Source organism: Anaerolineae bacterium, from assembly GCA_014360855.1.
Lineage (GTDB): Bacteria > Chloroflexota > Anaerolineae > JACIWP01 > JACIWP01 > JACIWP01.
This window is the reverse complement of sequence record JACIWP010000063.1, coordinates 1-12,504: the sequence shown is the minus strand read 5'-3', so window position 1 is coordinate 12,504 and position 12,504 is coordinate 1. Positions and strand designations below refer to the sequence as shown.

Below are 12,504 nucleotides of genomic sequence, written 5' to 3'. Positions count from 1 at the left end.
CGCCTCAACGTCATCATCTGGGGGCGCTACCGCGACAATTTCCCACAGCCGCCAGAGCGCATGTATTACCAGAAGACCGTTTGCGTCTCGGGACGCATTGAGCTGTATCAGGGCGTCGCCCAAATCGAGGTGCGCTCCCCCGAGCAAATTGTGGAGCAGGCCGCGCCGTAGTGGGGCGACCCATGGGCCGCCCCTCCGGAGGACGTTGAAAGGTCCTGAAGCGTGGTTTGCCGGGCTGAAGCAGGCGGGCAGGCGCGATACAGCCGGCGCCGGCCCTGCATGTAACAGCGGATTCGCCCGCTGTGCCTTTCCAACACCCCTCAGACATTTGCCGGCTGGGGAAGGCTCCGTTATAATCGCCCTATCGTCAGGTTCGCGCTCTCGAGATAGGGAAACGGCAAATGTCTGAGTTCAAGCTCTCGGTGGTCATCCCAGTGTACAATGAAGTGCGCACGCTGGAGGAAATCGTCCAGCGGGTGCGCGCCGTGAATATCAACAAAGAGATCATCATCGTGGACGATGGCTCCACGGACGGCAGCCGGCAGGTCGAGGAGAAGCTGGCACAGTTGCCCGAGGTGCGGGTCTACTACCACGAGCGCAACATGGGAAAGGGCGCCGCGGTGCGCACTGCCCTCCAGCACGTCACCGGCGACGCCGTCATCATCCAGGACGCCGACCTGGAATATGACCCCCGCGATTATCATATCATGCTCCAGCCCTTTTTCGAGGGCAAGGCCAAGGTGGTCTACGGCTCGCGCTTCCTGGGAGGGCCGCGGCGCGCCATGATGTTCTGGCATATGGTGGCGAACAAGTTCCTCACCTTCGTCACCAATATCTTGTACGACACCATCCTGAGCGACATGGAAACATGTTACAAGCTCTTCGCCACCGATGTCATTCGCACCATTCCCCTGCACGCCCGCGGCTTTGAGCTGGAGCCGGAGATCACCGCCAAGGTGCTGAAGCGCGGCTACCGCATCTATGAGGTGCCCATCAGCTACGCCGGCCGCGAGTATCACGAGGGCAAGAAGATCAAAGGCCGGGACGCCTTCATCGCCATCTGGACCCTGCTGAAATACCGCTTCGTGGATTGAGCCGGCCGCGAGGCCCTATGTGCGCGCACAGCCTCTCCGCAAGATGGCAGACCTGGGCGTACCGCCTGGCATGCGGCATCCTGCTCACCGCCGGCCTGCTCCTGCGCCTGCACCCGATCACCATCCACCGCTTTCACCCGGATGAGGCGTTGTACGCCTACTGGGGGCTACAGATCGCCACCGGCGCTGACCCCATGCTGGAGAGCTACCCGGTGGACAAGCCGCCGGCCTTCCCCTACCTGCTGGCCCTTGTGTTTCGCCTTTTCGGCGCATCGGAACTCACGGCCCGCCTGCCAAGCTTGATCGCCAGCACGGCATCCCTCGCCCTGGTGGAGCGCATCGCCCGCCGGGTGTACGGGAAGGAGACGGCCTTCCTGGCGCTGGGACTGCTGGCCCTCAGCCCATTTGATATTTCGTTTGCCGTCACCGCGTTCACCGACCCGTTGATGGTAATGTGGGTACTGGCCGGCCTGGTCGCCATGCTCGCTGGCCGCCCCACGCTGGCCGGTGCCTTCGCCGGCGCGGCCTTCGCCACCAAACAGCAGGGCATCTTCTTCCTACCACTGCTGGCGCTGGCCGGCCTCTGGCGGACGCGCTTTTCCCCCGGGCAGAAGGCGGAACTCCCCGGAAAAGGCATTGGCCGGCTCCTGCGGACCTGGTGGGCGAGGGGATTGGCCGGCTTTCTGCTGGCCTTTGCGCCGGCGCTGGCCTGGGACCTGGCGCGCCTGCGCCGGCCGGAATACTTTGCCCAGAGCCTCATCAGCTACGGCGGGTTGGCCCTGGCCCCCTGGTCCGAATGGGGGAAGCGGGCGGTGGACTGGGCCGGCTGGCTGGCGCGCTTCTGGGGGGCGCCGGCCCTGAACGTGCTGGCCGTCCTGGCGCTGGCCTGGCTGTTGTGGGACGGCCTGCGCTCCTGGCGAAACGGCCGGCTTTCGGCGGAAGCCGCCTTCGACCTCATGATCGCCGGCTTCAGCCTCTGCTTCCTGCTGGGGCACTGGCTGGTGCGCTTTAATATTTGGGACCGCTATCTACTGGGGCTGGTGCCGCTGGCCGCCGTGCTCCTGGGGCGGGCGTTCACTCACGCCCTGCGGCGCTGGCGGACGCAGGAGCGACTGCCGGCGGCGCTGGGCATCCTGGCGCTGATATTCCTGCTGGCCCTTTCCCCCACCGGCCAGGCGGCGCGCGGCGAATACCCGGCCGGCGGAGACCATGGGGCCTACTGGGGCATTGACCAGGTGGCGGAATATGTGCGGGCGCATGTGCCGGCGAACGCCGTCATCTATCATCACTGGCTGGGCTGGCACTATCTCTATTACCTCTATAACGCGCCGTATGCCTTTCAGTGGTATACTTCCCCGGAGGAGGTGGTGGCGAAGGTGCGGGCGTGGTCGGACGTGCCGCACTGGATCGTCTTCCCGATGTGCCGTGAGTGGGAGCCGGTCGCGGAGGCACTGCAGGCCGCCGGCCTGTCTCTGCAGGGGCGCTTTCAGACGGTGCGGCCGGACGGGCAGGTGACCTTGCGGGTGTATGAACTGCATGCCGGCGCGGAAACGGCCGGCCAGCCGGCGCGTTGAGCGAGGGAGCAAGCCGATGCGGCTACCAGCGTGTACAAGGAAGGGGTTCCCATGGCGGATGGCCGTCGCCTGGCTGTGGCCGCTCAGCCTGTGCGTACTGCCGCTCCTGTTCTGGTCCGGCCTCACTGCCGGCCGCATCCTGGTCGGCGTGGACCTCTTCACCTATTTCTATCCCCTGCGCGACGCCGTCTCATCCGCCCTGCGTGCCGGCCGGCTTCCTCTGTGGAACCCCTATCTGTTCCTGGGCGTGCCGCTGTTCGCCAACATCCAGGCCGGCACCCTCTACCCGGTGAATCTCCTGCTGGTCGGTTTGCCGGCGCCCTACGCCATCAACGCCTTTATCCTGCTTCATCTGGCCCTGGCCGGCCTGGGCGCCTATATCTACGCCCGCTGGCGCGGGTTGGAGCGGCCCGGCGCCTGGACGGCCGGCGTGCTCTTCGCGCTGGGCGGGTTCCTGAGCGCGCAGGCGGAGCATGTCAATCAGATCGCTGTGTCTGCCCTTTTGCCCTGGATGCTGTGGTGCCTGGAACATGCCATGGGGGTCGAGCGGGGCGAGGGGCCGGCCCGTTGGCGGCCCGGCAGTTGGTTCGCGCTGGCCGGCCTGTTGGCGGCCGCCTTCCTGGCCGGCCATACACAGTCCTGGTACATCGCCCTGTTCGCGCTGGCGCTGGACGCGGCCGGCCATGCGGGCTGGCGAGCCTGGCGCGCCGGCTGGCGGCGAGGAAGCTGGTACGCCGGCAAATGGCTGGTCGGGCGCGCCGCCGCGCTGGGGCTGGCCGCCGGCGCGGCGCTGGCCCTGTGCGCCGTCCAGCTCCTGCCCACCCTGGAGCTGTCCTCGCTCTCCATCCGCGGCGGTGGGATGAGCTACCGCGAGGCGGTGTCCTTCTCGCTGAAGCCCCAGCTCCTGGTGCGCGCTTTCCTCCCCGGCTATGGGGAGATGGTGTTCAGCGAATATGTGGCCTACATCGGATGGATTGGCCTGGCACTGGCCGTGTGGGGCCTGCTGGCCGGCCAATCCCGCGCGACCGTACGGGCAGGGGCCGGCCTGGCGCTGGCCGGCTTGTTCCTGGCCTTCGGCGGCTATAATCCCTTCTACTACATCCTCTACCGCCTGGTGCCCGGCTTCAACCTTTTCCGGGCGCCGGCGCGCTGGCTGGTGCTGTACGCGCTGGGCGCGGCACTGCTGGCCGGCGCCGGCCTAGATGCCTGGTTGGCCGGCGCGCGCCCCCAGGCGGTATGGACGGCGCTCCAGCGGCGGCGCGGCGTCATCGCTGTCGGGGCGGCTCTGCTTCTCCTGACGATGGGCGCCGGCCTGGCGACGGGCTGGCTGGAGCGCCCTGCCGCGCGCACGGCGGCCGGCTGGGGCATCACCGTCATTCTGCTGGCGGCCGTGATCATCCTGGGCCGTCGGGCTTCCGGCTTCTGGCGCGGCATCGGGCTGGCCGGCCTGCTGGTGGTCGAACTGTATGCCGCCGGCCGTTCCCTGCCTTTGGCGACGCCCACCGCGTGGGACGCTTTCTCCTCCCTGCGCACAGCGCCGGCGCACCTGCTGGCCGCCGGCCTGCACCTCCGGCCGGACGGCCGGCCGGCGGATGAGCGCGATATGCCGGCGGGGGAAAGCGCGCTGGGGGATGGGACCGCCCATTGGGGGCGCGGCGCGCCGACCTTCCGCTTCCTGAGCATGTCGGGCATCCAGTACGACCCGGGCGATCTGGCCGATATCTACGCCAACTGGTGCGGCCGGCTCCCCGAAAAGGCCGTCTATGACCTGGTGGTGGCGGCCAAGCAGAAGGAGGTCATCGCGCCGAACCTGCCCCTGCTGTACCGCATTGCGGCCGTGGATGGCTATGATGGCGGCGTGCTCCCGCTCAAGCGCTATGTGACCATGCAGTCGCTGTTCCTGCCGCCGGAGGATATCCTGCCGGACGGCCGGCTGCGCGAACAGCTCAAGCAGGTGCCGCCGGCCCGCCTGCTGGCCCTGCTGAACGTCGAATACGTCATCACCGATAAGGTCTGGGATGTCTGGATAGACGACGTCTTTTATGACCTGCAGTTTGGGGCAACGCTGGGCGCCGGCGGGCAAGCGGAGGTCGCGATAGAGAATCCCTACAGCTTCACCGCTACCGAAATTGGCCTCATCTCGTACCTGGAGGGGTGTGGGGATAGCCCGGACGACACCGTGGTGGCGGAACTACGCTGGCAGGATGCGGCCGGCGTCTGGCATGCCCTGCCGGTGCGCGCCGGCCGGGAGACCGCCGAGGGCCGCTACGTCGCTGGCACAGCGCATGCCCAGGCCCGGGTGGGCCGAGAGTGGGGGGACGGCGGGGCGGATTATGCGGCGCGCCTGCCGCTGGGCGGCGCGTTCCGGCCGGCGGAACTGCGGGTGCGCTGGAGCGGGCCGGCCGGGTGCCGGCTGGTGGTGCGCGGCCTCTCCTTGATTGACGGCCGGACCGGCGCCCACCGGAGCCTGGTGGTCTCCGATAGGGGGCGGTTCCGACTGGTGCATTCCGGCGACGTCAAGATATACCGCAACCTGGATAACCTGCCGCGCGCCTATCTGGTGGGGCGGGCGCGGGCCGTCTCGGGCGACGAGGAGGCGCTGGAGGTCATGCGGCGGGAGGCTTTTGACCCCGGTTCGCTGGTGCTGGTCCATGACGCGCCGGCGGAGGACTTCGGCTGGGCCGGAGGCGTGCCGGCGGAGATCCAGCGCTACGCGCCCGAAGAGGTGGTACTGCGCACCCGTTCGGAACGGCCGGCCTACCTGGTGCTGAGCGATGCCTTTTACCCGGGCTGGCGGGCCTATGTGGATGGGCAAGAGGTGGCTGTGTATCGGGCGAACGTGATGTTCCGCGCCGTGCGCCTGCCGGCCGGCGAGCATACGGTGGTCTTTCGCTACGCGCCGGCCAGCCTGCGCGCCGGCGCCGCGGTGAGCCTGGGGACACTGCTGGCCGGCGCCGCCGCTGGGATCGGATGGCGGCTGTGGCGGCGCCGTCGGAGTTGAACGATGATATCCCTATCCCAGAACAGTATACGGTCTGGGAGCCAATCAGGAGGCATACGATGAACGTGATGGATTCGGTGGATTTACGCTCGGATACCGTGACCTGGCCCACGCCGGCCATGCGCGCCGCCATGGCCGCCGCGGAAGTGGGGGATGATGTCTGGGGGGATGACCCCACGGTCCAGCGCCTGGAGAGGATGGCCGCCGAACGCGCCGGCAAGGAGGCCGCCCTCTTCGTCCCCACCGGTACCATGGGCAACCTCATTGCCGCCCTGGTGCACTGCGGCCGCGGCGACGAGATCATCCTGGGGGACAAGTGCCATACCTTCGTCTGGGAGGCCGGCGGGGCATCTACCCTGGGGAGCATCGCTATGCACCCGGTCCCCAACCTGCCGGACGGCACCCTGCCGCTGACCGCCATCGAGGCGGCCATCCGGCCGGACAATCCCCATTTCCCCCGTACCCGGGCCATCTTCCTCGAAAACACGCATAACGCCTGTGGCGGGGTCGTCGTTCCTCCCGCCTATTTCGTCCAGGTCAGGGAGATCGCGGACCGGCACGGTCTGGCGGTACATCTGGACGGCGCCCGCATCTTTAATGCGGCTGTCGCCCTGGGTTGTCCCATCACGGAATTCACCCAGCACGTTGACAGCGTGATGTTCTGCCTGAGCAAGGGGCTGTGCGCGCCGGTGGGGAGCATGCTTTGCGGCACGGAAGAGTTCATCTACCATGCCCGGCGCTGGCGCAAGGCCCTGGGAGGTGGGATGCGCCAGGTGGGAGTGATTGCCGCCGCCGGCATTGTCGCCCTGGAGGAGATGGTGGACCGGCTGGCCGAAGACCACCGCCATGCGCGCATCTTGGCGGAAACCCTCGCCGGCCTGCCAGGGGTGATCATTGACCTCGACACCGTGCAGACCAACATCATCTACTTTCGGCTGAGCGAATCCGTGCCGCTGGAACCCCAGGAACTGGTGGCGCGCCTGGAATCCGAATATCGGGTCCGGATTGGTTGGATGAAGGAGCGGGAGTTCCGCCTGGTCACTCACTACTGGATCACCCCAGAAAAGGTCGAGCAGGCGGTGCGGGCATTGCGGGCCGTCCTGGGGCAGGTGTAGCTCCCGGATCCGTTTCGCTGACATCCTGGGGTCCGCCGGCGGTCCCGCGCGGTTCGGCTTCAACCGCTTGTCATCTTCGCCGGCAAAGCGTATAATCCCGCTAGAGAGGGCGTTGGAAAAGGTATGGATCGCGGATGGGGCGATGTGTCCGCCATGCTCTTTCCACACCTTTAGATTCTATTGTCAGATGGACATGTAGATGAGTCAGCGTACAGGAGCGATGAGCGGAATTGCGCCGGCCGACCTGATCGCCGTCGTGCCGCGCCTGTCCTGGCGTCGCATCGTCGTCATCGGCGACCTCTTCCTGGATGAATACATCGAGGGGCAGGCCACCCGCCTTTCCCGCGAGGCCCCCATCCCGGTGCTGGAGTTCGAGCGCAGGTTTTACCGGCCCGGCGGCGGCGCCAATCCGGCCAGCAACATTATCGCCCTGCAGGGCATCGCGGTGCAGGTGGGCGTGGTGGGCGATGACGAGGCCGGCCGTCAGCTCCTGCAGGAACTGCGAGAGGCCGGCATTGAGCCCGCCGGCGTCGTGGTGGACCCCTCGCGCCCCACCACCACCAAAACCCGCATCATCTCGCGCGGCAGTCTGCGCTTTCCCCAGCAGTTGGCGCGCATTGACCGGGTGGACCGCCGGCCGCTGGACCCCGCTGTGCAGGAAGCCCTGATCTCTCATCTTCGCGAGCTGGCCCCCCGCGCCGAGGCCCTGCTGGTCTCCGACTACCGCACCAGCGTCATGTCCGACGGCATGGCCCAGACGGTGCTGGAAATCGCCCGCGCCCATGACCTTCTGACCACGGTGGACTCCCAGGGCAATTTATCGCGCTACAAGGGGTTCGACCTGGTGAAATGCAATCAGGCGGAGGCGGAGGCGACCCTGGGGCGGGAGCTGGTGACCCATTCGCAGATCGAGGCCGCTTGCCGGGACCTGCTCGACGGCCTGCAGACGCAGGCGGTGGTCATCACGCGCGGGCCGCAGGGGATGGCCGGCCTGAGCCGGAACGAGGGCTTCGTCATCCTGCCAGCGGTCAACCGCAGTGAAGTCTATGATGTCACAGGGGCCGGCGACACGGTCATCGCTGTGCTGACCATGGCACTGGCCGCCAAGCTTCCGTTTGCTTATGCCCTGCGCCTGGCCAATTACGCCGCCGGCCTGGTGGTGCGCAAGCTGGGCAACGCCACCACCACCCAGCGGGAGTTGTGCTGGGCTATCGAGCACTGGTGAAACTGCCGGCCGGCGCCATCCTCAGCCGGCCGTTCTCCCAGATCAATGGATACACCTCGCCGATCGGCCCGACCAGCCGCTCCGCGGTTTGGCGGAAGCGCTGTACATCCCCGGTGCAGAAGAAGCGCGTGCTCCCAGCGGACAGCGGATCGGCGCGCAGGCCGTGCATATCCAGCACCCGGCCCACCTGGCGCGCCACCGCCGGCGCCGGGTCAATGATATCCACGTCCGGGCCAACCACCTGGCGCAGGGTCGGCATCAGAAAGGGATAATGGGTGCACCCCAGCACCAGTTCATCAATACCGGCCTTCAGCATGGGGGAAAGGTACTCGCGCAGGAGGGCGATCGTGCCGGCATCCTCCAGCCGGCCTTCCTCCACCGCTTCCACCAGGCCCGGGCAGGCCTGCGTCCAGACCTCGACCCCATTGGCGAAGCGTTCCACCAGCCGGGCGAAGACCGTGGCCTGGATGGTGGCCTGGGTGGCGATCACCCCCACGCGCCGCCGGCGCGTGCGTTCGGTGGCCGGCTTGACCGCCGGCTCCATCCCCACGATCGGCACCGGGTACCTGGCCCGCAGGCTCTGCAGGCTGGCCGCCGAAGCGGTGTTGCAGGCCACCACCACCAGCTTGGCTTCCAGCTCTTCCACGAAAAAGCGCACGATCTCATGGGCGTAGCTCTCGATCTCGGCGTGGGAGCGCCGGCCGTACGGGATATGGGCCGTGTCCCCCAGGTAGATCAGCCCTTCCTGCGGCAGTAGCTCCCGCACGGCGCGCCAGACGGATAACCCTCCCACGCCCGAATCGAACAGGGCGATGGGCCGGTCGTCGCTCATCGGGCCGCCTCCGCGACGAAGGCTTCGAACAGCCGGCGCATGGCCGGCACGGCATCCAGCAGGTTCTCCGGGTGCCACTGCACGCTCACCACGAACCGCCGGCCGGGCAGTTCCATGCCCTCTACCACTCCATCCGGTGCCCAGGCTGTGGCGACCAATCCCTGGCCCAGCTCCTTCACCGCCTGATGATGCCGCGAGTTGACCCATAGGGATGCCTGCCCCAGGATGGCGAAGAGCCGGCTGTCCGTTGCCAGCCGTACCTCATGCGCCAGCTCATCCAGGGCGTGGGACGGGTAAAAGCGGGGATGGTCGCAGGCTACCAATAGCTCAGAAGGGATGTCCTGGACCAGCGTCCCTCCCAGCGCGACATTCAGGAGCTGATGCCCCCGGCAGATGGCCAGCACCGGGCGGTCCTGGGTCACCATCCAGCGGGTCAGCATGATTTCCGTCTCGTCGCGCAAGGGGTCGGTGTGCCGCATGGTGGGATGGCGCTCGGCCCCGTAGAACTGGGGGTCCACGTCCTCGCCGCCGGCCAACAGGAGGCCGTCCACTCGCTCCGCCAGCGCCTGCAGGGCATCTGCCGGCATGCCCACAGGGATCAACAGCGGTGCCGCGCCGGCGCGCTCTAATGCCTCGATGTAGGTCCGCTGGACGCCCATCACCGGCGGGCGGTCCGCGTCCAGCTCAATGCGGGCACATGGGATGCCGATCGCAGGATGGGTCATAGTTCTGGATATCCTCCTGATGCAGTGGGAATGCGGAAATGCGGGCGGAGCGTGCACTGCCCCTACGATGGGGTTTTGGATTCCTCTGGCTCCTCGCCGGCGGAGATCGGGTAGCGCACCAGGGTGATGGGCTTGTCGCGGGTGATGCGGAAGCCGTCGAAATCGCGCGCCACGCGTACCGCGGGGAAGACCTGGCGCGCCTCTTCCAGCACCTGCTGGACGGTGTAGCGGCGCGAGATGTGCGTCAGGATGAGTTCCCGCACGCCGGCGGCCACTGCCAGTTCGGCGGCCTGCCGCGCCGTGATGTGGCCGAAGCGGCGGGCCATCTCGCGCTCTTCCTCCAGGTAGGTCGCCTCGATGACCAAGGCGTCGGCGCCGCGCGCCGGCTCCACCAGGCTTTCGACCTCGCCGGCATCCCCGACGAAGACCAGCTTGGCGCCCGGCTCCTCGGGTCCCAGCACCTCATCCGGCGTGACGATGCGGCCGTCGGCGAGGGTGATGGGTTCGCCCTGCACCAGCCGGCGGCGTTCGGGGCCGGCCGGCACGCCCAACGCCTCCGCCTTGTCGTTCAGGAAGCGGCGCTTGGGCCGCTCCTGAAAGGTATAGCCCAGGCTTCCGCTCTCGCGGTGCATTACCGGGAAGGCGATGATCTCGAAGTGCTCATCAGCCATGACGACGCCGGGGCGGATCTCGACATAGACGATTTCGATGGGGGGAGTGCCGGCGCCGAAAACCACCTGCATCAGCGCCCGCACCCGCTCCAGCGCCCAGGCGCCTCCGTAAATCTCCAGCCGCGGGATCATCTCCCAGCGCGCGAAGGTCGAGGCCAGTCCGCCCAGCCCCAGGATGTGGTCCAGGTGCCCGTGGGTCAGCAGGATCTTGTCCAGCCGTTTGAAGCCGAGGCCGCTCTGAAGGAGCTGACGCTGGGTGCCCTCACCGCAGTCGATCATGAAGCGGTATTCTTTATACAGCACCACAGCGGAGGAAAGCCCTCTGCGGACGGAGGGGGCGGATGCCGATGTGCCGAGGAAGACTAGTTCGAACATGCTGTGACCTTTGTTGGTGTTCTGAGATTCGCTGGGGGCATTATACCACAGCCGGGGAGCAGGGGGCGAATTTCCCGGCCTCCCTTGGACGGGGCGGGTCAGAAGGATTGGAAGAGCGAGGTCAGGAAGGTGATGGAGCCGGCGCCGGCGTAGGCCACCGCCAGCATCTTGAGGGTCTTGCCGGCCCAGCAGGGGAGCAGGAACTCCCACAGGGGCATTTTCAGGGTGCCGGCGGCGATGCCGGCCAGGTCGAAAATGGGGTTGGGGATGAATGCCAGCACGAAGATCGCGAAGGGGCCGTAGCGCATCATGTAGGCGCGCACGCGCTCGTAGCGCGCTCGGTCCTCGACGATGGCACTGCCGGCATAGCCGGCCATGTAGCCGACGATCTCGCCCAGGGTACTGCCCAGGCCGGCGGCCAGCCCCACCTGCCAGGCCGGCATGGTGCTACCGAAGGCGAAGACGAAGGCGATGGTCGGCGCCGGCATGACCAGCGTGGCGTTGCCCAGCACATTGATGATGAAGATGCCCAGCAGGCCGTAGCGAGAGAACTGCCCCAGCGTATCCCGGTACATGATGATGACCAGGGTGATGGCGATGGCGAAGAGGAACATCAACAGGCGCGGCAGGGCCTGCCGCCAGTGGATGCCGGCCCACCGCTCCCGCAGGGTGAAGCGGCGTTTATGTTCTTGAGCTCCGTTCTGGAGCGCGGACGGGCTTGCGCAGTCATTCATAGAAGGATACGCGTCCTGTATATGTCGGTATGGCCCCACCCCCGGCCGGCTAATGGGTGCAGGGTGTGGCGAACGGTGTTCCGTCGTGGTACATATTGGCCCAGGCATACACCGGCCAGTACACTATGTCGAACACCAGACCGATCGGCCACCAGAACACTTCCGGCTCAACGAACTCGCCGGCGGCCTCTCGTGTCTGCCGGCAGGCATCCAACGCGCTTTTCCAGGCAAAATGAAACCCTGCTCCCAGCGCGAGATACAGCGCGGCAACGAGGGCCAGGATGCATACTGCCCGGGAGAGAGTAAGCTGTGCCATCCCTGCCGCTCCCTCGAAATCCCCCGTCAATATTTGTAACCCCCGCCGGCCGCCAACGGTGCGCCGGCTCATTTCTCGCGGATGGTCACCCGCCGCATCACATCCCCGGGCGTGATGCGCAGGACCGTATCCATGCCCTCGACCACCTGCCCGAAGATGGTGTATTGGCCGTCCAGATGGGGCTGGGGCGCCAGGCAGATGTAGAACTGACTTCCGCTGGAGCGCCGTTCAGGGTTGACCTCGTCGGGCCGGCGGGCCATGGCCACTGTGCCGGTGATGTGGGAGAGCGAGCTGATCTCCGCTTCGATGGTGTAGCCCGGGCCGCCCGTGCCGTCCCCTTTGGGGTCGCCGCCCTGGATGACGAAGCCCGGCACCACCCGGTGGAAGGTCAGCCCATCATAAAAGCCCTGGCGGGCCAGCTTGACGAAGTTTTCCACCGTTTTGGGGGCGATATCGCCGTACAGCTCGATGACGATACTGCCCTTGTCCGTCTCGATAGTGGCGAGATAGCGGGCCGGCGCCGGCCGGGACCAGGGATGCCAGACCACCAGCAGGCCGGCGGCAATGAGCGCCAGCGCCAGGACGGCGGCCAGCCACCACCAGCGGCGGTTATCGTTGCGGTTCGCGCTCATGGAGGGCCTCCTTTCGGGCCGGCGCGCGCCATTCCAGCTCGTGCAGGAAATACAGCGCGATGCCGGCGACGGCCGCGCCGATCATGTAGGATTCCAGCCGATCCGCGTTGACGATGAACATGGCCAGCGCGCCCAGGAGCCCGCCGGCCAGGTACAGCGTCAGCACTGCCTCACGCTGGGTCATGCCGCGCGCCACCAGCCGGTGCGACA

General features: G+C 67.2%; 13 protein-coding genes. 6 read left to right on the top strand and 7 right to left on the bottom strand.

Going from position 1 to position 12,504, the window contains the following annotated elements:
* The 6 genes from H5T60_05125 to H5T60_05100 all read left to right on the top strand — a co-directional run.
* Window positions 1-171 (top strand): hypothetical protein (locus tag H5T60_05125; GenBank protein MBC7241808.1); only part of this gene is annotated, 171 nt, incomplete at its 5' end.
* Between the two features lie 230 nt (window positions 172-401).
* The gene (locus tag H5T60_05120; protein MBC7241807.1) at window positions 402-1,094 is read left to right on the top strand and encodes a glycosyltransferase family 2 protein; all 693 of its coding nucleotides are present in this window, start codon (window positions 402-404) and stop codon (window positions 1,092-1,094) included.
* Window positions 1,095-1,111: 17 nt separating this feature from the next.
* The gene (locus H5T60_05115; protein MBC7241806.1) at window positions 1,112-2,668 is read left to right on the top strand and encodes a glycosyltransferase family 39 protein; all 1,557 of its coding nucleotides are present in this window, start codon (window positions 1,112-1,114) and stop codon (window positions 2,666-2,668) included.
* 58 nt (window positions 2,669-2,726) lie between these two features.
* The gene (locus H5T60_05110; GenBank protein MBC7241805.1) at window positions 2,727-5,669 is read left to right on the top strand and encodes a YfhO family protein; all 2,943 of its coding nucleotides are present in this window, start codon (window positions 2,727-2,729) and stop codon (window positions 5,667-5,669) included.
* A 68-nt stretch (window positions 5,670-5,737) separates the two neighbouring features.
* On the top strand, window positions 5,738-6,784 hold the full coding sequence (gene ltaE, locus H5T60_05105) for a low-specificity L-threonine aldolase (GenBank protein ID MBC7241804.1): 1,047 nt from the start codon (window positions 5,738-5,740) through the stop codon (window positions 6,782-6,784).
* Between the two features lie 220 nt (window positions 6,785-7,004).
* Complete coding sequence (locus H5T60_05100; protein ID MBC7241803.1) at window positions 7,005-8,009, top strand: bifunctional hydroxymethylpyrimidine kinase/phosphomethylpyrimidine kinase; 1,005 nt, start codon at window positions 7,005-7,007, stop codon at window positions 8,007-8,009.
* On the opposite strand, the gene H5T60_05095 is transcribed toward H5T60_05100, so the two are convergent.
* The 7 genes from H5T60_05095 to H5T60_05065 all read right to left on the bottom strand — a co-directional run.
* Entirely contained in the window at window positions 7,993-8,841 is an 849-nt protein-coding gene (locus tag H5T60_05095) for a glutamate racemase (GenBank protein MBC7241802.1), read from the bottom strand. The genes H5T60_05100 and H5T60_05095 overlap by 17 nt on opposite strands.
* A complete protein-coding gene (locus H5T60_05090; GenBank protein MBC7241801.1) occupies window positions 8,838-9,566 on the bottom strand; it encodes a gamma-glutamyl-gamma-aminobutyrate hydrolase family protein in 729 nt (242 codons plus the stop codon). The genes H5T60_05095 and H5T60_05090 overlap by 4 nt, the downstream gene beginning before the upstream one ends.
* A gap of 62 nt (window positions 9,567-9,628) precedes the next feature.
* Window positions 9,629-10,612: a ribonuclease Z gene (locus tag H5T60_05085; protein MBC7241800.1), complete on the bottom strand. Its 984-nt coding sequence runs from the start codon at window positions 10,610-10,612 to the stop codon at window positions 9,629-9,631.
* Between the two features lie 98 nt (window positions 10,613-10,710).
* A complete protein-coding gene (locus tag H5T60_05080) occupies window positions 10,711-11,346 on the bottom strand; it encodes a VTT domain-containing protein (GenBank protein ID MBC7241799.1) in 636 nt (211 codons plus the stop codon).
* Window positions 11,347-11,395: 49 nt separating this feature from the next.
* Window positions 11,396-11,662: a hypothetical protein gene (locus H5T60_05075; GenBank protein ID MBC7241798.1), complete on the bottom strand. Its 267-nt coding sequence runs from the start codon at window positions 11,660-11,662 to the stop codon at window positions 11,396-11,398.
* Window positions 11,663-11,730: 68 nt separating this feature from the next.
* Window positions 11,731-12,294 carry a peptidylprolyl isomerase gene (locus tag H5T60_05070; GenBank protein ID MBC7241797.1) on the bottom strand — a complete coding sequence of 188 codons (564 nt, stop codon included), beginning with the start codon at window positions 12,292-12,294 and terminating at the stop codon, window positions 11,731-11,733.
* Window positions 12,272-12,504: hypothetical protein (locus tag H5T60_05065; protein MBC7241796.1), on the bottom strand; the 233-nt coding region annotated here is incomplete at its 5' end. The genes H5T60_05070 and H5T60_05065, both read right to left, overlap by 23 nt.